Origin of the sequence: Aminobacterium sp. MB27-C1 (assembly GCF_030908405.1) — a bacterium.
Lineage (GTDB): Bacteria > Synergistota > Synergistia > Synergistales > Aminobacteriaceae > Aminobacterium.
The window spans coordinates 1,370,311-1,389,061 of the sequence record NZ_CP133089.1 but is presented as its reverse complement, the minus strand read 5'-3'; the positions used below and the strand labels follow the sequence as shown (position 1 = coordinate 1,389,061).

The 18,751-nt window shown below is 40.8% G+C and carries 18 protein-coding genes, 1 tRNA gene and 1 other annotated feature; of the genes, 17 read left to right on the top strand and 2 right to left on the bottom strand.

The window, feature by feature from the left end; genetic code table 11:
* Positions 1-153: 153 nt before the first annotated feature.
* From thrS to RBH88_RS06615, 12 genes are all read left to right on the top strand, one after another.
* The gene (gene thrS / locus RBH88_RS06670; RefSeq protein WP_213689981.1) at positions 154-2,055 is read left to right on the top strand and encodes a threonine--tRNA ligase; all 1,902 of its coding nucleotides are present in this window, start codon (positions 154-156) and stop codon (positions 2,053-2,055) included.
* 36 nt (positions 2,056-2,091) lie between these two features.
* Positions 2,092-2,225 (top strand) — a sequence feature (ribosomal protein L20 leader region).
* A 20-nt stretch (positions 2,226-2,245) separates the two neighbouring features.
* Positions 2,246-2,818 carry a translation initiation factor IF-3 gene (infC, locus tag RBH88_RS06665; RefSeq protein WP_213695981.1) on the top strand — a complete coding sequence of 191 codons (573 nt, stop codon included), beginning with the start codon at positions 2,246-2,248 and terminating at the stop codon, positions 2,816-2,818.
* Positions 2,819-2,882: 64 nt separating this feature from the next.
* Positions 2,883-3,080 (top strand): 50S ribosomal protein L35, encoded by a 198-nt coding sequence (gene rpmI / locus RBH88_RS06660; RefSeq protein WP_213689980.1) that lies wholly within the window; start codon positions 2,883-2,885, stop codon positions 3,078-3,080.
* A 55-nt stretch (positions 3,081-3,135) separates the two neighbouring features.
* The gene (gene rplT / locus RBH88_RS06655) at positions 3,136-3,495 is read left to right on the top strand and encodes a 50S ribosomal protein L20 (RefSeq protein WP_213689979.1); all 360 of its coding nucleotides are present in this window, start codon (positions 3,136-3,138) and stop codon (positions 3,493-3,495) included.
* Between the two features lie 2 nt (positions 3,496-3,497).
* The gene (locus RBH88_RS06650; protein WP_213689978.1) at positions 3,498-4,817 is read left to right on the top strand and encodes a TrkH family potassium uptake protein; all 1,320 of its coding nucleotides are present in this window, start codon (positions 3,498-3,500) and stop codon (positions 4,815-4,817) included.
* 12 nt (positions 4,818-4,829) lie between these two features.
* Entirely contained in the window at positions 4,830-5,525 is a 696-nt protein-coding gene (locus RBH88_RS06645) for a TrkA family potassium uptake protein (RefSeq protein WP_213689977.1), read from the top strand.
* Positions 5,522-6,568 carry a phenylalanine--tRNA ligase subunit alpha gene (gene pheS / locus RBH88_RS06640; protein WP_213689976.1) on the top strand — a complete coding sequence of 349 codons (1,047 nt, stop codon included), beginning with the start codon at positions 5,522-5,524 and terminating at the stop codon, positions 6,566-6,568. The genes RBH88_RS06645 and pheS overlap by 4 nt, the downstream gene beginning before the upstream one ends.
* On the top strand, positions 6,562-8,970 hold the full coding sequence (gene pheT, locus RBH88_RS06635) for a phenylalanine--tRNA ligase subunit beta (protein ID WP_213695979.1): 2,409 nt from the start codon (positions 6,562-6,564) through the stop codon (positions 8,968-8,970). The genes pheS and pheT overlap by 7 nt, the downstream gene beginning before the upstream one ends.
* A 32-nt stretch (positions 8,971-9,002) precedes the next feature.
* Entirely contained in the window at positions 9,003-9,302 is a 300-nt protein-coding gene (locus RBH88_RS06630) for a hypothetical protein (protein ID WP_213692168.1), read from the top strand.
* 17 nt (positions 9,303-9,319) lie between these two features.
* A complete protein-coding gene (locus RBH88_RS06625; protein ID WP_213692169.1) occupies positions 9,320-9,580 on the top strand; it encodes a hypothetical protein in 261 nt (86 codons plus the stop codon).
* Positions 9,577-10,095, top strand: a complete 519-nt coding sequence (locus RBH88_RS06620; RefSeq protein ID WP_213692170.1) for a CvpA family protein — start codon at positions 9,577-9,579, stop codon at positions 10,093-10,095. Before RBH88_RS06625 ends, RBH88_RS06620 begins: the two co-directional genes overlap by 4 nt.
* Positions 10,082-12,433, top strand: coding sequence for an endonuclease MutS2 (locus tag RBH88_RS06615; RefSeq protein WP_213695978.1), 2,352 nt, complete (start codon positions 10,082-10,084; stop codon positions 12,431-12,433). The genes RBH88_RS06620 and RBH88_RS06615 overlap by 14 nt, the downstream gene beginning before the upstream one ends.
* A 107-nt stretch (positions 12,434-12,540) precedes the next feature.
* Here RBH88_RS06615 and RBH88_RS06610 read toward each other — a convergent pair whose 3' ends face one another.
* Positions 12,541-13,233, bottom strand: coding sequence for a Crp/Fnr family transcriptional regulator (locus tag RBH88_RS06610; protein WP_307879474.1), 693 nt, complete (start codon positions 13,231-13,233; stop codon positions 12,541-12,543).
* Positions 13,234-13,358: 125 nt separating this feature from the next.
* Between RBH88_RS06610 and RBH88_RS06605 the strand changes: the two genes are divergently transcribed.
* The 4 genes from RBH88_RS06605 to RBH88_RS06590 all read left to right on the top strand — a co-directional run bounded on the left by RBH88_RS06605 (position 13,359) and on the right by RBH88_RS06590 (position 16,832).
* A complete protein-coding gene (locus RBH88_RS06605) occupies positions 13,359-13,946 on the top strand; it encodes a class I SAM-dependent methyltransferase (protein ID WP_307879473.1) in 588 nt (195 codons plus the stop codon).
* 180 nt (positions 13,947-14,126) lie between these two features.
* Positions 14,127-14,202: transfer RNA gene (locus RBH88_RS06600), tRNA-Arg, on the top strand.
* Positions 14,203-14,285: 83 nt separating this feature from the next.
* Positions 14,286-15,653, top strand: coding sequence for a sodium:solute symporter (locus RBH88_RS06595; RefSeq protein ID WP_307879472.1), 1,368 nt, complete (start codon positions 14,286-14,288; stop codon positions 15,651-15,653).
* 6 nt (positions 15,654-15,659) lie between these two features.
* On the top strand, positions 15,660-16,832 hold the full coding sequence (locus tag RBH88_RS06590) for an alanine--tRNA ligase-related protein (RefSeq protein WP_307879471.1): 1,173 nt from the start codon (positions 15,660-15,662) through the stop codon (positions 16,830-16,832).
* Positions 16,833-16,895: 63 nt separating this feature from the next.
* Here the strand turns inward: RBH88_RS06590 and RBH88_RS06585 are convergent, their stop codons facing one another.
* The gene (locus RBH88_RS06585) at positions 16,896-17,861 is read right to left on the bottom strand and encodes a TAXI family TRAP transporter solute-binding subunit (protein WP_213692176.1); all 966 of its coding nucleotides are present in this window, start codon (positions 17,859-17,861) and stop codon (positions 16,896-16,898) included.
* Between the two features lie 301 nt (positions 17,862-18,162).
* On the opposite strand from RBH88_RS06585, the gene RBH88_RS06580 reads away from it, so the two are divergent.
* The gene (locus tag RBH88_RS06580) at positions 18,163-18,672 is read left to right on the top strand and encodes a HutP family protein (protein WP_307879470.1); all 510 of its coding nucleotides are present in this window, start codon (positions 18,163-18,165) and stop codon (positions 18,670-18,672) included.
* Positions 18,673-18,751 lie beyond the last annotated feature (79 nt).

Sequence of the window (18,751 nt, the reverse complement as noted above, 5' to 3'; positions counted from 1 at the left end):
AGACCACCCCTGAGCCGATGGCAGGGAGCGCACCTTATTGCGCACAGAGGGCCAGCTTGTTGTATAGCTGGAACTGGAGTGGAACCGCGATTAAGCCCACATCGTCTCCAGAAGGAGAAGTGTGGGCATTATTTTTTTGAGGGAGGGGTACGTATGTTCGAACTCAAAAGTACCAGTGGAAGTGTAGTAGAAGTTGAAGACGGTAAAGTGCTGGACATCTTAAAACGCTGGGACATGAACAAAGGCGCGGTTGCTGCGAAGATCAATGGACGTCTTGTAGACCTTTCAGCTGATATTGCCGAAAGTGGACTCTTGGAATCAGTGGATGGAGCGAGTGAGGAAGGTTTGGAGATCATACGCCATTCAACAGCTCATTTAATGGCTCAAGCTTTCCAGTCTATTTTTCCTGAGACGCATTTTGGCATAGGCCCGGCAATCAAGAATGGTTTCTATTACGATATGGAACTTCCTGAACCCATATCTGAAGATGTATTGCCCAAAATAGAGAAAGAAATGAAACGGTTAACTAAACGAGCTTTCCCTATAGAACGTGAAGTTTTAAGTAAAGAAGATGCAATACGTTTTTTCGAGGAACGAGGAGAAAAGTATAAAGTTGAGCTTATCAAAGAAATTGAAGACTCTACTGTAAGCTTATATAAACAGGGAGATTATGTAGATCTTTGCCGAGGGCCCCATGTCCCTAATACATCATGGATAAAATACTTCAAACTTCTTTCCGTAGCGGGAGCCTATTGGAGAGGCAGCGAGAAAAATATTATGTTAACCCGTGTCTACGGAACAGCCTTTGCAGATGAAGAATCGCTCAAGCAATATATAACGATGCTTGAAGAGGCTAAGAATAGAGATCACCGTAAAATAGGAAAAGAACTTGATCTTTTTAGTCTACAGCCGGAAGGCCCTGGCTTCCCATTTTTCCATCCTAAAGGGATGGTCATATTGAACAAACTGACCGAATTCTGGCGACAAGTGCACGAGAAAAATGGCTATTGTGAAATACGTACGCCTCTTATTCTTGACCGTAGTTTGTGGATTCGTTCCGGACATTGGGATCACTATCGCGATAATATGTACTTTACAGAGATAGATGAAATGCCTTTTGCCATTAAACCCATGAATTGTCCTGGCGGTATACTTGTGTATAAGAGTCAGATTCGAAGCTATAGAGATTTACCTCTTCGTATGGCTGAGTTGGGAACTGTTCATAGACATGAACGTTCTGGAGTACTTCATGGCTTAATGAGAGTCCGGTGCTTTACCCAGGACGATGCCCATCTTTATTGCACTCCTGAACAGGTGAAAGATGAAATCAAGGGGATTATGCGTCTTTGCCAGTATATTTATAGAGATGTTTTTGGTTTTAAATATACAATGGAACTTTCAACACGTCCTGAAGATTCTATGGGCTCGGAAGAGCAATGGAATATAGCTGAAAGGGCGTTGAAAGAAGCCTTGGAAGAAACCAATATGGAATATCGCGTTAATCCTGGTGACGGTGCATTTTACGGACCTAAAATTGATTTTCACCTTGAGGATTGCATAGGCCGAACATGGCAGTGTGGCACCATACAATTGGATTTCCAGATGCCTGAGAAATTTGACCTTTCATACGTAGGTGCAGATGGGAAAGAACATAGGCCGGTTATGCTTCATAGAACAATTTTAGGAAGTTTGGAGCGTTTCTTTGGCATTCTTATAGAGCAATTTGCAGGAGCATTCCCATACTGGCTAGCACCAATTCAAGTCCGTTTGCTTCCTATTTCAGAAGACTTCTTTGAGTATGCCAACGAAGTAAAAACCGAGTTGGCCACCCACGGAGTTAGAGTGGAAATTGATTGCCGAGATGAAAAACTGGGCAAGAAAATTCGGGATGCTCAGATTCAGAAGATTCCTTATATGGTTGTATTAGGAGAAAAGGAAGCTTCTAGCAAGCAGGTTGCTCCTCGAGATCGTAGCAAGGGAGACCTTGGCGCCATGTCAATAAATGATTTTGTAAAAGTTTTGGAAGAAGAGTTTAATCCGCTTATATGCAAGTAGTAATTGCCATATTTTTATAGCTGTGATATAGTTTCTAAGTTCAAGTAGAGGACCGCCCTCTCACCTGACGACGCATAAAGTTGTTGTCTGGTTGATGTAGAAAAACTCGAAGAGAGTTTTTGTTTGTCTGTATGAGGGCCGGTGATATTCATCGGCCCTTTTTTATATTTAAACATGGAGGTGAAGGGTTATAGCCAAAAGAGAAGAAGGGGAACCCCGCGTCAATGAGGAAATTACTGTAAGTGAAGTATTGCTAATTGACGAAAACGGAGTCAAAGTTGGTATAACCAAAATAGAGGAAGCTTTGAAATCAGCTGAAGAGCGAGCTCTTGATCTTGTTGAGGTAGCTCCTCAGGCAAGAGTGCCTGTTTGCCGTATTATGGATTACGGTAAATATCGTTATCAGTTGCAAAAGAAAGAAAAGGATGCACGAAAGAAACAAAAGGGTCAGACATTAAAAGAAATGAAGATGCGTCCTAAAATTGATGAGCATGATTATAACTTCAAGGTAAAGGCAATTATAAATTTCCTGAAGGCTGGACATCGTGTAAAGGTGTCAGTGTTTTTTAGAGGCCGCGAGATGGCTTTCCTTGATAAAGGACGAGAAGTTATTGGGAGAGTTGTTCGTGATGTCGAAGCCGTAGGCAAAAGTGAGGGAGAACCTCGCATGGAAGGCCGTTATATGCGAATTATGCTCACACCTCTTAGTCCCACAAAAACAACAGGTAAACAGAATCAAAAGGATGTTGAACAGTCAAAGTAGCATTCTTACTGCACATCCCTTTTGTTGAAGTATGAATATATTTGCAGGAAGGGAGGGTATTGCAATGCCTAAATTGAAATCTCATTCTGGAGCCAAAAAAAGGTTCTCTTCCACAGGTACAGGGAAGTTTAGTTACAGAAAAAATGGAAGGGGACATCTTTTGACAGGAAAAAGTCAGAGTCGTCTTCGTCGTCTTAAAAAGTCTGGATGTGTATCAAAAGCTAGATCTGAAGATTTGAAAAAGCTACTTCCCTATGCTTAGGGTGAAGTTTTCTTCATAAGCTTGAGAAAATTAATATTGAAAGAGGTGACATGCTATGCCTCGTGTTAAGGGTGGTAGCATTAGTAATAAAAAAAGAAAGAAACTTTTTTCTATTACCAAAGGTTATTGGGGTAGAAAAAAGAATGTTTACAGAAGAGCTAGAGAGGCTTTTCTTAAATCTCTTTCCCGTGCTTACGATGACCGCAAGTTAAAGAAAAGAGATTTCCGGCGTTTGTGGATTACCCGTATAAATGCAGCAGCACGGGCTCAGGGAATGAGTTACAGTGCATTGATTGATGGGCTTAAGAAATCTGGAATAAGCATTAATAGAAAAATGCTTTCTGAACTGGCCATTAACGATATGCCGGCCTTTGTCAAGTTGGTTGAAAAAGCCCGTAATGCGTTAGGACAATAATTTTGAAAACATATAGTTCTCTCAAAGTAGAGAGGACCATCGTAGGGGGGTTCCTATCGCTTATAGTGGTAGGAACCTTCCTTATATGGTCATTTAATTTTGCGGCAGGTCAACCTCTTTCATGGGTCGATTCTTTCTTTACTGCCACTTCAGCGCTCTGCGTAACGGGACTTTCTGTTGTTGATACAGGTAAAGATTTGTGCTTGATGTCCCAAGGGGTAGTTCTGGCTCTTATCCAGCTGGGTGGGCTTGGTGTTATGACGGCGACAACTACGCTGTTGCTGCTGTTGCGTCAAAAAATAGGAATACGTCAACGTCTTCTTTTCGCAGGAGGACTGGGGCTCGATACTCCTGCGGGAGCTGTTCGTCTTCTTATGCGTATTCTTAAAATGACTGTTATTATTGAGGGAATAGGGATGGTGCCTTTGTTTATTGCCTTTGTTCGAGACTTTCCCCCCTTAAAAGCGTTGTATTTGGCTTTATTTCATAGTATAAGTGCTTTTTGTAATGCTGGTTTTTCCCCTTTTTCTACAAGTTTAGAGGGGTATGCTTCTACTTTTTGGGTTCCTGCAACTATTATGGCTCTTATCGTTTCTGGTGGAGCCGGTTTCTTGGTCCTTTCCGGTATTGGCCGATACGTACTTCGACGAGATACTCTTTCTCCTCATTGTAAACTTGTAATAAAGGTAACGGCCAGTCTCATTGGGGGAGGTTTACTTCTTTTCCTTATTTCAGATTGGAATGGAGCCTTTAAAGACCTTCCGCCTGTTTTGAAGGTATGGAACGCCCTTTTCCAGAGTGTGACGCCCCGTACAGCTGGTTTCGATACAATACAGACGTCTCGGTTTTCAGCGTTAGGCATCTTTATTACATGTTTGCTTATGATTATTGGTGCTTCTCCTGGTTCTACAGGTGGTGGAATTAAAACGACAACTTTTGCCCTGTTGATTCTCTCTACGTTTTCTGAAATGAAGGGGAGGGGGCGTATCGTCTTTGCTAATAGAAATATTCCTTTTGATAATGTGCGTCGTGCACTTTCTATGACGCTTCTTTATGTAAGTACTGTTCTTTTTTGTATAGTGTTATTATCTTTCACAGAAGAGCTTCCTTTTCGAGCCTTAATTTTTGAGGCTTTTTCGGCAATGGGTACGGTGGGGCTGTCTTTGGGCATTACTTCGTCTCTTTCATCGGCAGGTAAGATTATCATGATTTTGTTGATGTTTTGGGGGCGTGTTGGTATTTTAACATTCATGTATGGAATGATTAGTCGTGAAACACGGGATAATGTGAATTATGCTACGACGAATATTCCCGTAGGCTAGGGGGCTTTTTAAATGGCTGAGAAACGAAAGATGATTCTTATAGTTGGTTTAGGACGTTTCGGACTTTCATTATGCGAAAAACTAGCAGCGATGAATCAGTATGTTGTAGGCGTTGATGCAGATGCTACAAAAGTTGAAGAGGTAGCTGAAATTATAGACTTGGCAGCCCAGCTTGATGCCACAGATGAAGATGCTCTTATAAAAGTCGGAGCGAAAGAGGCAGACATAGCAGTTGTTACTATTGGTGAAAATATTGAAGCAAGTATCTTAGCAACGACTATAATAAAGGGGTTTAACATCCCTTTAGTCGTCGCGAGGGCACAAACGGCCCTTCATGCAAGGGTTTTATCTCGCGTTGGTGCACATCGGGTTATCTTCCCTGAAAGAGACATGGGGCAGAGAGTTGCAGAGCAATTTGTTCATCCATGGCTTTCAAGTTTTTCGCAGCTCCCTGGGGGAGATTATCTCGTAGGTGAAATTTCGCCTTTATCAGAGATGGTAGGGAAAACCCTTGTAGAACTTGATTTTCGAAAAAAATATAATGCTATGGTCTTGCTTTTCGATAGAAAAGGTTCAAGATTTTTACCATCGGCAGATACAGTTATCAATAAAGATGATCGCCTTCTTATTGCTGGTAAAAAGAACGATTTAGACACTCTTTTAGAAGCTATAGATGAAGAGCGCGAAAGGGAGGGTAATGGAGCGTGAGTGAAGTTCACAATAACATAGAAAGTTGTCGTACAGAATTTTTAGCTAAGCTTGATAACATTTGTTCTGTAGACGAAATACAGGAACTGAAAGTACAGTTCCTTGGCAAAAAAGGTAAAGTAACGTCTCTTCTGAAGATGTTGGGTTCACTCCCTTCTGAGAAAAGGCCTGAAATAGGGCAGTTGGTTAACCAGCTGCGGGATGATATAGAAAATCAGCTTTTGTCCCGTAAAAGATTTTTTGAAGAGCAAGAGTGGATAGCTGAAGAGCAGAAAGAAATGATCGACGTTACTCTTCCGTCTCGTGGCAGAAATTGGGGAGCCTTTCATCCTGTAACTCAGGTTACGATGGATGTTATAAAAATTTTAACAGGCTTAGGGTTTTCTGTTGCTTTAGGTCCTGAAATAGAAGACGATTTCCATAATTTTGAAGCTCTTAATATTCCGTCTTTCCACCCAGCACGAGATATGCAGGATACGTTCTATTTTGACGAAAAACATTTGCTTAGAACGCATACATCTCCAGTTCAGGTTCGCTCTATGCTCAAATATGGAGCACCATTGAGAATTGTATGCCCAGGAAAGGTCTATAGACGTGACAGTGATCCTACTCATTCCCCCATGTTCCATCAATTGGAGGGCTTGTTGGTTGACAAGGATATTGCTGTCGCTGATTTGAAGGGATGCCTTGAAGTATTAGTTAATAGTATCTTTGGCCGTCCTTTGAAAACACGTTATCGTGCGAGTTATTTCCCCTTTACTGAACCTTCTTTGGAGCTTGATGTCGAATGTGTTGAGTGTTCAGGCAAAAATCCCCATTGTCGTATATGTAAAGGGACTGGCTGGTTAGAAATAGGCGGGTTGGGGATGATTCATCCCAACGTACTGAAGGCTGGAGGCATAGATCCCCATGTTTACAATGGTTTTGCGTGGGGAATGGGGTTAGATCGACTTGCTCTATTGAAATATAAGCTGACTGACCTTCGTGTTCTTTTTGAAGGGAATGTTCCCTATCTTCTTTCGGGGAGTGGCAAATCATGTTAATGTCGTGGAATTGGTTAAATAGTCTCGTCTCTATTCCGGCATCTCTTGAAGAAGTAGCAGAAAAGCTGACTCTTACAGGGTGTGAAGTAGAGGGAATAACGCGTCCATGTGAAAAGTTGTCTGGTGTTTATGTCGCGCGAATCGATTCACTAGAACAGCATCCTCATAAAGATTCTCTTTGGGTTGCATCTCTTAATTATGGCAAAGAGAAGGCTATATGCGTTACAGCTGCAACCAATTTGAAAGCGGGAGATATTGTCCCCTATGCTCCACCTGAAGCAATTCTTTTTGATGGAACAGTCCTTGGTAAAAAGGATTTTGAAGGAATTATGAGCGAAGGGATGATGCTTTCTGCTGATGAAATAGGTCTTCCTGACATCGCTGATGAGTATGGAATTTTACGTCTTCCTGCAGATGCTCCTGTTGGGCAGGATGTAAAGAAATACTTACGTTTAGATGATGCTGTTCTTGACATTTCTATTACGCCGAACAGAGGCGATTTGTTGAGTGCACTTGGTATAGCTCGCGAGATATATGCTCTTTTCCCAGATGCTGTCGGCAGAAAAAATTTAAAGAATCGCCCAGAAGAAGGAAATGTTTGGCCCGTAGATTTCAGAAATATTTCTTTGGAAGATGAAGGGTGCCAGCGTTATTTATTAGGGCTTGCAACTGATGTAAAAATTCAGCCTTCGCCTTTGCCTGTGCGTATTTTATTGTCTCTTATGGGGATGCGTCCGATTTCAAATATAGTTGATGCAACTAACTTGACCATGCTTTTGATGGGGCAGCCTCTCCATGCCTTTGACCTTGATAGACTACCTGATCGTGAAATTACTGTTCGTTCCGCAAAACAAGGGGAAAAAATGGTGACGCTTGACAGCAAGGAAAGGCTTCTTGATCCTTTGGATATACTTATTACAAGTAAGGGGACTCCTATCGCACTGGCTGGTGTAATGGGTGGAGAAAATACCGAAATATGCGAGACCACAAAGAATGTTGTTATAGAGAGTGCTAATTTTGATGCTGTTCGTGTTAGCAGAACATCGCGTCGTTTAGGTTTAAACAGTGAAGCTTCTTTTAGATACGCACGGGGAGTAGATCCTGAATTAGTCTATCCTGCAATGGCTTTTGTTCTTGGTTTACTGCAAGAATGGGGAGTTGCAACAGTAGATTGGAATGTTTTAGAGGCAACATCTGGAACTCTTGCCCAAAAAGAAGTGCGTTTGACAAAGGAAAAGCTTCAAAGAATATTGTTATGGGATGATCTGGACGAAGCTTCAAACATCTTGGGACGTCTTGGAATATATGAATTAACACAAAAGAAAGAATCTTCAACCCGATGGTTTAAGATCCCTTCCTATAGACCAGATATCGATATTGAAGAAGACATTGTGGAAGAAGTTGCGCGAATACGGGGATATAATGACATGCCGAGTCGCCTTCCTCAAAAAATGAGCCACGCCGGAACTGTTGGAGAATGGACTGAACTACAGGCTGACCTACGCCAGCTTGCTTTAGCAAGAGGGTATGTTGAGGTTATAACTTACTCTTTCCTTCCTCCTTCCTTTGTCAATCTTTTACGGCTCTCTGAAGACGATGAGCGGGCTCATCCTTTTGTACTTTCAAACCCCTTGAGCGTAGACCTTTCGGCAATGCGAACATTGATGTTGCCTGGTTTGTTGAATGCTCTTGCGTCTTCTTTACGTTCAGGATGGAGAGATGCTATTCGTATCTTTGAGTTGGGAAGAGTATTTATACGAGATTCAGAGTCTGAAAGTGGAGTGCGCGAGATTGAAAAAATGGCAGGTCTTGTCTATCCAGGTCGCGATACTCGAAATATATACAAAGAAAGTCTCATTGAAGATTTTATGTCTGTAAAAAGCGATTTAGAAGCAATTCTCCAGAGTAGAGGAGCGCACTGTACCTTTATGACTAGCACAGAACCTTTTGCTCATTCTGGCCAGAGCGCGGATATATACATGGAAGATAAAAAAATAGGGTATTTTGTACGCCTTAAACCCTCTCTTGAAAAAGAACTTGATATGGGGGCTCCTTTGTTCGCTTTTGAGTTATCTCTGGAACCTCTCATCAAAGAAAATATGCCTTCGTTCAAGGAGAATTCGCCGTATCCAGGTGTAAATAGAGATATTTCTTTGTTAGTTGCTATTAACAAAAATGCAGAGATTGTTGAGGAAGAACTACGCAGCGCAGCGGGTTCTTTGCTATGGAATATTCGCCTTTTTGATGTTTACACCGGAAAGGGTGTTCCCGAGGGATCCCGTAGTCTTGCGTTTTCACTTACATATAGGGATGCTCATCGAACACTTAGTGATGAAGAGGTTGATACAGTCCACAATAAAGTACGGGAAGAAATGGCTGCGAAAGGATATGTCCTTCGCTAAATTCTGGTAAATACTGAGATGGAGGCGATGCTATGGTGACTCTTAATTCTATTGAGCAGTTGGCAAATAGGTTGGCCGAATTGTTGACACGGTTGAAGAACGAGAACGACCAACTTAAAAGAGATAACCAATCTCTTCGAAATAAAGTCTCCGAGAAAGATTTGGAACACATCAGAGAGATCAAAGAATTACAGCGGACAGTTGAGCGATTAGAGCGCGAAAAGATGACATTGCAGAAAGATAAGACACAACTGGACAGTCAGATCAAGAACGTTTACGATAAACTTAACGCCCTTCTGCCTGAAGAGGCAGAAAGTGGACGTAATTCCTAATAAAGGAGCTGGCTGTTTTGTCTATCCCATTGAGAGATGTAACGCTCAAGCTTGGGAAAAAGGAATATAACTTAAAGACAGCCTTAGATGAGGAAACGTATGAACGCGTTCTTTCTCTTTTGAAAGAAGCTGCGAATACAGTTGGTCAGGAGATAGCCCAGGAGCATTTATTGCTCCTGGTCAGTCTTCATCTAGCGTACTGTCTTGACCACGCGGGGAAGTCGTTAGAACATATTTTGAAAGAGTATAACAATCAGGGAGAACGTGAAGACTCATGACACTTGCTTTAGGAGTAGATGTAACAATTGCCTTGGTCCTTGCATTCCTTTTTTTGCGTGGTCTTTTTAGAGGTCTCTCGGGAGAAGTATTTTCTTTAGGCGGCATTGTAGGAGGAGCGTATCTAGCTTGGCGTTTCGGACCTACTTTGACGAGTTGGTATTTATCGAGATGGTCTGGATCTGCATCTGTAATTCTTATCATTTCTATGGTCCTTCTTTTTGTTCTGGTCGTAGTAATAGCATCTGTTGTTTGTCGTATTGTTCAAGCTTTTTTGCGTTGGACATCTCTTTCTTTTATAGATAGAGTTCTTGGTGGGGCCGCTGGCATTCTGAAGGGGGCTGTTCTTGTACTTTTCCTTTATGCTTTGCTATCAGCATTTTCGTCTTTTGCATCTCCATCCCCGCAATGGATGCAAGAGAGCATAGCTATGAAAACGGCCTCATTGGCATGGCCCTATGTCAATTCAATTTTCCATACCGTTGAAGGAGTCAATTTGATCAATGAGAGTACGTAAAGAAGTTTGGAACCTTTTAGAGATTGATAAAGTCCTTTCTCTTTTTGCGAAACGTATACGAAGTGATTTAGGCTTAACGGCATTGGAAGAGGTTAGTCCATGTGATACATTAGAATCTCTTCGTAACCGACAGGGCTTATTTCTGGCATATTGTGATTACGTTGATAGGTATGGAGATTTCCCTTGGAATCAAAATGTAGTAAGTGTTGCAGTGCAAATTCAGTCAGCCCGTAAAACAGCTCTTCTCTCCGGGCGAGAGCTGGTCGCTTTGCGAACCCTTATTATTTTGGGTAATAAAATAAAAGATAGCTTGAATAAAGCAAGAGAAGAATACGCTCCCTTTTTGCTTTTATTAAAAAAAATAAGGGATTTTTCTGAAGAAATAGAGTTCCTTTCTGTTCTCGACGAAGACGGCAATTTATATGATTCTGCCTCTCCCATTTTATTTCGAATTAGAAAGAGCGAAGATGCTGTGCGCCAATCAATTCGATTCAGAGCGCAGGGTCTTTTTTCAAATGCAAGACTTAGTTCAATGTTGCAGGAACGGTTACTTTCCTATCGTCAGAATAGATTTACAGTACTTGTACGACAAGACTCTGCGTCCCGATTTCCAGGGACAGTTGTCGATAGATCTGGTTCTGGTAATTCAGTTTATATGGAGCCACGAAGTCTTGCTGAACTCAACAGTAGACTGTTGCTCTTACTCCAAGATGAAGAAGAAGAAAAGCGAAGAATTCTTTCTGAAATAACACAAAAAATACTAACGCGCGAAAGAGCCATATCAGATGTTGAGTGGGTTATTGGCCAAATTGACTTGTTTTACGCCTTAAAAGATATTGTGGATCAACAAAAGTGGGTTTTGCCTGAAATAAGTGGCAAGCCTCTTTTCGCCTTTTGCGATTTAGTACACCCTCTTCTTGGTGAAAAAGGTGTTCCGTTGACATTAAATTGTGGGCAAAGTTTTAGAGTTCTTGTAATAACGGGGCCTAACACTGGGGGCAAAACAGTTGCCCTTAAAACTGTCGGTGTAGGTGTGATTCTTGCTTGGTGCGGATTTCCAGTTCCGGCCCATGAAGGATCTGTTGTTGGGGTATTAGATAACGTTTTTGCTGATATTGGTGATGAACAGAGTATTGAGCAAAATTTATCAACATTCAGCGCTCATTTAAAAAATATTATTCATATTCTTTCAGAAGCGACATCATCCTCTCTCGTTCTTCTCGATGAGCTAGGAGCTGGCACAGATCCACAGGAAGGTGCCGCATTAGGAGTAGCGTTACTGGATAGTTTACGAGAGAAGAAATGTATCACTTTGGCTACTACGCATCATAATCCTATTAAAAGCTATGCACTAACAACCCCAAATGTAGAAACAGCAAGTATGGAGTTTGATGCAGAGACTCTTGCTCCAACATATCGCCTTCTCATGGGGATTCCTGGGCGGAGCAATGCCCTTTTTATAGCAGAGCGTTATGGAATGCCTGATGAAATTTTGAGAAAGGCTAGAAGGACGTTAGAAGAGCAGGAAGTTTCGGTAGAAGAGGTTATTGCGGATCTTCAGGAAAGAAACGCTCAGCTTGATCTTGAACGAAAGAACTTGGAGATGCAACGCCAAGAAATAGAGGCCTTCAAAAAGGACTACTCTGAAAGAGAAAGAAAATTAGAAGAACGGGTAGAGAAAACCTTGACGAGTGCAGAACAGAAAGCTGCTTCTATACTTTCTTCTGCAGAAGAAGAATCTCGAAAAATGCTTCGAGAACTTGATGATTTGTCACGATCAGTGGTTCAACGAGATTTACATCATAAAAGAGAAAAATTACGTGAAAAAAGAAAAGAACTTGAAGAGAAAGAAGAGAAACGTTCTATGGGGAAAGCTACAACAGCAAAACGAAATTTAAGTGTAGGAGATACAGTTTCTATTCAAGGAACATCTATAACAGGTATAGTTTTATCTATAAAAGGGAATAAGGCTGAAGTACAGGCAGGAGCTCTTCGAATGGATGTTCCACTTGCCTCCCTCTCTCTCTCTTCTAAAAAGGTTCGTGACGCTGTACCTGATACTCCCATAATTTCATCAAAAAGGCCAGAAAATGTTCCTTTATCGATGATGATTAGAGGAATGACAATAGATGAAGCAATGCCTTTGGTCGAAAGATATCTTGATAGAGCTATGCGTGCAGGTTATCAGAGTGTTGAAATTATACATGGGCGTGGAGAGGGTATTCTTCGTAGAGAGGTCCATCAGCTTTGTGACAATTTAAGCTATGTAGAAAGTTACCGCCTTGGTGGCCCTGGCGAAGGTGGTTATGGAGTTACGATTGTAACTTTTAAAAAGTAGAAAAAGAAAGGAGCCCTTGGGTGTGAGATTGGGGCTTCCTTTTTGATTCTTCTTTACAGAATGATTTTTGATTTAAATTTAAGTATAGATTTATGAATTGCACTCGTTTACAACGATAAAATTTTCTCTAACTGCCCCCAATTCTTTACTATAATAATACGCTTCTCGAAAGATAAAATGCCTTCCATTTCCATATTTTTTAATTCTCTCGAAAGAGATGTCCTAGAAACATTCATATATTCTGCCCAGTCTTTTTTGGAAAAAGGAAGGATGACTATGTCGGAGTGAGCATTCTTACAAAGATGTTTCTTGTAATGTATTAAAAATTCTGCGATTTTTTTTTGAATGGAAATAAGAGAAAGGGTACCAATTTTATGTTCTAAAATTAAATTGGAATTAGATAATATTTCTAGAAAATTCAACATAAGAATTTTCTCAGAAGAGAAACAGACTGAAAGTTCACATTTAGGTAAAAAGAGAACTTTACACAGAGAATTTGCAATAACAGTGTGCGGATAGAGTTCTAATTTTGAAAAGATAGCGTACTCTCCAATTAAATCGGAACTTCTTTTTTTTTGAATAACAATCATTTTCCCATTGGGGAAAATTTTTTGAACATCTACCGTTCCCAGTAAAACAATTCCTAACTTATCTGTAAATTGTATAGGAGAAATAATAGTCTCCCCCTTCTCAAAGGAGTCAATTTTGTGGTTGACCTTTGACAGGAATAACTCTATTTCACTTTTTTTCTTATTCTTAAATAAAGCGCATTTTTGAAGTAATGGTAGAAGTTTATTCATAGAAAATATTCACTCCAGAAAAGTATCTGCAGATAATGAAACATAAAAAACACTTTAGTACAATTTTGTAAAAACGTAAATAGAAATAAACTCAATAGACTTTTAAATAGAAAGGGGCGTTTATAGTGGAGAAAGAGAAAAAGCATAGGAGTGAACATTATGAAAGGAAACCTAGTAGTTTTTTTATGCATGACCCGTATCTTATTTTTGAAGAACTTGACTTAAAAGAGGGAGATTCTTTTCTTGATTTAGGTTGTGGAACTGGTGATTACACCCTTTGGGCGGCTAATAAAGTTGGATTGTCAGGCACTGTATATGCACTCGATATTCAAGAAAGGTTGATTAAAGATCTAGTAAGAGAAGCTTCCATTCAAAAAATAACGAATATTTCGGCTATAGTTTCTGACATTTGCCGTTCTTTACCAATTTCTGATGATAGTATAGATGTAGTTTTTATTGCCACTGTCCTCCATTCGTTGAACTTGGAATCAGTCGGAGAAAATATCTTTAATGAAATTTCCCGTGTTTTGAAACAGAATGGTCATTTAGCTATTATTGAATGTAAAAAGGAAAACACCCTTTGGGGGCCGCCTGTAGTTATGCGTAAATCTTCAGAAGAAATAGAAACACTAGTAGCGCCCTTTGGTTTCAAAAAGATTAGTTATAAAGATCTAGGATATAATTACATGATCCAATTTTCTCTAAGAGCTTAACATCCTCTATAAGAGGATGTACTGTTTTCCTAGGGGATATTTTGAGTAGTTTTTATTTATTCTTTATAATAGAATAGTCCGTGTTGAAACGTCCAAGACAGGAGGGCGTTAACCCACATCGCAACTAGTTTCTAGTTGCAGTAAACCCCGGTACGTGGTAATATTTTCGACGTTTGAGAAGTGCCTGTAGCTCAGCGGATAGAGCGTTGGCCTCCGGAGCCAAAGGTCTGGGGTTCGAATCCCCGCAGGCACGCCATTTAGAAAATATAAGCCGGGTTGCGTGAATAAGCAGCCCGGCATTTTTTGTGTAAATTATCTTTAGCAAAGGACTTGATTAATATGAAACTTTTTGCCTTCTCCGCACTTTCCGTACTTGTTCTTTTTTTAGCTCTTGGCACATTTGTTGCTCGTAAAATAAAAGGCACCAGTGATTATGCTGTTGCTGGACGTAAAGCCGGTATAACAGGTGTCACGGGAGTTATTATGGGTGCCCTTGTTGGAGGGGCATCAACCGTAGGTACAGCTCAGATGGCATATCAATATGGGTTATCGGCTTGGTGGTTTACCCTTGGAGGAGGCATTGGTTGCCTAATCTTAGGTATTGGTTTTGCAGCTACTTTACGAAATTCGGGAGTGGTGACAATTCCAGAGTTTTTAAAGAGAAATTATGGCAGCGGTGTGAGTATGGTTTCCATGATCGCTTCTTCTCTGGGAACATATATATCGGTAGTTGCACAATTTCTTTCTGGCGTTGCATTACTTCAGACAATTTTCCCCCTTTCCTCCATTCAGGCTTCGATGGGTATCGCATGTCTTGTCCTTGGTTTTTTATATCTCGGAGGTTTAAAAAGTTATAGTGTTATCGGGAAAGCCAAAATAGCGATGCTTTTTCTGGCATTAGGAGCTTCTGTGCTACTTGGACTTGGAAAGGGCATGACTCCACTGGCTTTATACCATACTCTTTCTGTGACGCCTTTTTTTGATCTATTCGGAACAGGTGTAGCAAAAGGGTTTGGGGCCTTTTTTTCTATGATTGTAGGAGTTTTTTGCACTCAAATATATATACAAGGTATTTTTGCAGCATCTAGTCCAGCTACGGCTCGGAAAGGTGCTTTATTGGCGGGAATTCTTATTCCACCTCTCGGATTAATGGGAGTTTATGTGGGATTATTTATGCGAACTACGGGAATAGCTATATCTCCTTCGCAAGCTCTTCCGATGTTCATCCGATTATATTTTCCCCCTTTGGTTGGGGGATTTTTTTGGGCAGGAATTCTTATTACAGTTATAGGCGCAGCAGCTGGATTATCCTTTGGAATTGCTACCAATATTGTGCAAGATTTGTTTAAATTTTTACCGTTTTTTTCTACTAAAATGGACGAGAGAAGAACGCTCCTGGCAAGCAGAGTAGCTGTTCTTGTTATAGTTGTGAGTGCTGCGTATATAGGGGTTCTTTTCAGTGGAGATATGATTTTGCAGTGGAGCTATTTGAGTATGAGTTTAAGAGGCGCGGGAACATTTTTCCCCCTTATTGTTGCTCTACTATTTCCATCCAGGCTTTCTCCTTTTTGGGCTCTAGGAGCAGCTGTTGCTGGTCTTGCCGCTGTTCTTCTTGCACCTGCCATTATTTCATCTGTTCAGCCTCTTTTTGTTGGTCTTATCTTTTCAGCAGGATTTACTCTTTTCGGACTTTTGTATAGGAGGTGAGTTTTTGTGGAAAATAAAATAGTTATTAAGGAAATAGTTAAAATTTCAGGGAAAAAAGCCGTTATTGTAACAGATCCTAATCCGTTTCACCCGGCAGGAGGAGGGCAACCTGGAGATACGGGGATCCTCAAGTCAGCTGATTTTTATGCGGATGTTACAGATTGCCAAACAGAGAATGGCAAAAATTTCCTCTATATAAAAGTTAATAAGGGGGAACTCGTTGAAGAGTTAGTTGTCGAGGCAGAAGTCAACTTAGAGCGACAGTGGCTTTTATCTAGAATGCATTCGGGAGAGCACGTCCTTTCAAAAATATTGGAGAACTCTCATCCTGGTCTTCATATTTATAAAGTGGCCGTAGAAACAGATTCGACAACTGTATATCTACATTATCCGAACGAATTAACATGGGAGATTCTTTTTCATGCAGAAGAAGAAGGGAATAAGGTTATAGAGGCTGACCTTCCCGTGTCTGTTTGCGTAAAGTCCTATGAAGAAGCGCGTGAAATTAAGGGGTTAAAGGCGAATTGGGATCGAATAGGAGAAAATGACGCTGTTAGAATCGTCAGTATTCCAGATTTTGATATCATTGCCTGTTCAGGAACCCACGTATACCGAACTTCGGAAATAGGTGGAGTTCATGTTGAGGGATTTAAGGGAAGATATCCTGAATGGGAATTTCGATTTACTGTACATAGAAATCAGAAATTAAAAGAAGAGAGTTATGCAATTAGAAAACTGTTACGAGAGATAGGATGCCCCATAGAAAAGTTAGAATCTGTTTTTAAACGGCTACAACAAGAAAACAAAACTCTGTTAAAAGGTATAGACTCTTTACGTGAGTTCGTTGCTTTCCCATGGGAAGAGGCAGCTGTAAAAGAATTTCCCTTATTCTTTTATCACGGTGCTAACATTCCAGTGGAAGTGGCTTCTGCATCGGTAAGTCGTAAAATTAAAGAAATGGACGCATCCCTTTGTCTTTTTATTACATCTGCAGATGGAGGTTCTCAATTTTTCCTTGGTGCTGGGGAGAGTGTTTCTCTTGATGTTGCAGCTTTTGTGAGAAATAATAAGATTCTTGGGATTAGAGGTGGAGGAAGGAAAGATTGGGTAAGTGGCAGAACCCAAAAAGATAATCTGGATTTATGGGTAAAGGAGCTTCAGCTTTATTTCGAAGCTTGAAATATAAAATAAAAAAACTGGAGCTTTTCATAAAGCTCCAGTTTTTTATTGTCTATTCTTTTCTTAGAACTTAGGGATAGTCATTCCCTTTTCTTTATAAAATCGTGCTGCACCGTTATGAAGAGGTACAGAGACACCATCAAGAGCTGTTTCAAGAGTAATAAGTTGAGCTTTAGCATGGATTGGGCGAAGTTCTTCAATGTTATCCCAAAGAGCTTTTGTCATGCGATAAACGAGATCTTCTGGAAGATCTGCATCGCAGACAAGAAGGGCCATTACGGCAGGGGTCTTAACGTCACGGTCTACTCCCTGATATGTCCCTGCGGGAATAACACTCTTTACAAAATATGGGTACTCTGTAACAAGTTTATTAAGGAAATCGTCATTGAACTCAACGAGGTCGACATCATGCATTGTTGCGAGATCCATAATGGAAGAAGTTGGATATCCCGCTACGACAAAACCGACATCAAGCTGGCCGTCTTTAAAACGCTGAGTCGTATTGTTGAAGTCGAGGAAGTCTGTTTTCATATCGCTGTACTTAATATTAGCTGCGTTAAGTATTGCGGAAACATCGCCCTGTACTCCGGAACCTGGTGCACCAACAGAAACTCTCTTACCTTTAATATCCATAATGTCGTTTACTCCGTGCCCTTTAAGGGTAATACAATGGACGTGTTCTGGGTAAAGAGAAGCCATTACTCGAATGTTGTCATAGGCGCCTTTTTTGAAAGGGCCCATTCCTTTTGCGGCCCAATAAGTGATATCGTTTTGCGCGAAAACCATTTCAATCTGGTGGGTTCCGAGAAGGTTGATATTTGCGACAGAGGCATTTCCCGTTTCTGATGTTACCTGTACATCTTCAAGATGCCGAGTCAAAATGTCAGCAATACCGCCGCCTAGAGGATAGTAGGTACCACCAGTACCACCAGTAGCGATAGAAACGAATGTCTTTGCAGAGGCGGCTCCGGCAAAGACAGCGAACAAAAGACACAACACAGTTGCGAAAACCATTGTTTTCTTCATCATATTTCCCATTCCCCCTCAAAAAGTTTTTTGGCTCCTTTTTGAAACGATATTCTCTTTAGAAATAAGGAAAAATTCTTACGGGGCACCCCCTTTCCAGATTATATTTCATATTAGTATAAAGCTCTTTTGGAAGAGTATCAAGAATAGTAAGGTTTTTCAAGATTTTTTCGAGAATTATTAAGACGACTTAAACAGAAGTCTGGTTTTTCATTAAATATGCTATAGTAAAATGAGTATCTGAGAGGGGAGATGTCCTAAGATGCTGTGGAAAAAAATATTTAACAACCAGGAGGAACTTCTTATGGCGGAGGGGGTCGCGGAGGAAGAAGAAAAAGTGGATGATGACATTGAAACTTTACGCGGAGGTATTGATCTTGAGCTCACCATTCAGGTTCATTTGAATGACGAGAATCAAGTGGGTCGTGCAGCCTTGCTTTTGGCGTCTACAACTACATCAGATGCAGAAAATGCACTTAAACGCGAGTTAGCACAATATGGTTGGAGATCTGTAGCAACAGAAGTCGGGGGGCTTGCCGGAGATCTTCCTCAAAAGGTAACCCGTGCTCTTGTCGGTGCGTCTTTGAATGCTGGTGTAGTTGATAAAACAAGAAATGAAATGCATGCTCTAATGCATGCTGCAGTAGAGGCTCTTGAAGGTTTTTTGACTGTAGGGATGCTTGAAGCAAGTGTAGGTGCTAAAATAGCAATAGTTCGCAATGAACGTTGGATTGCCGTTGCAGTTATGGGGGATACTGCTTATCATGCAGTGGCGCATCACGAGAGGTGCGGTCTTGGCGTTATGCATATCTAAATATTTGCTTGCATGTCTTTATTTCATATGGTAAAGTGCATATTTGTTCAGTAAAGAAATGTCTTTTGGAGGTGCAACA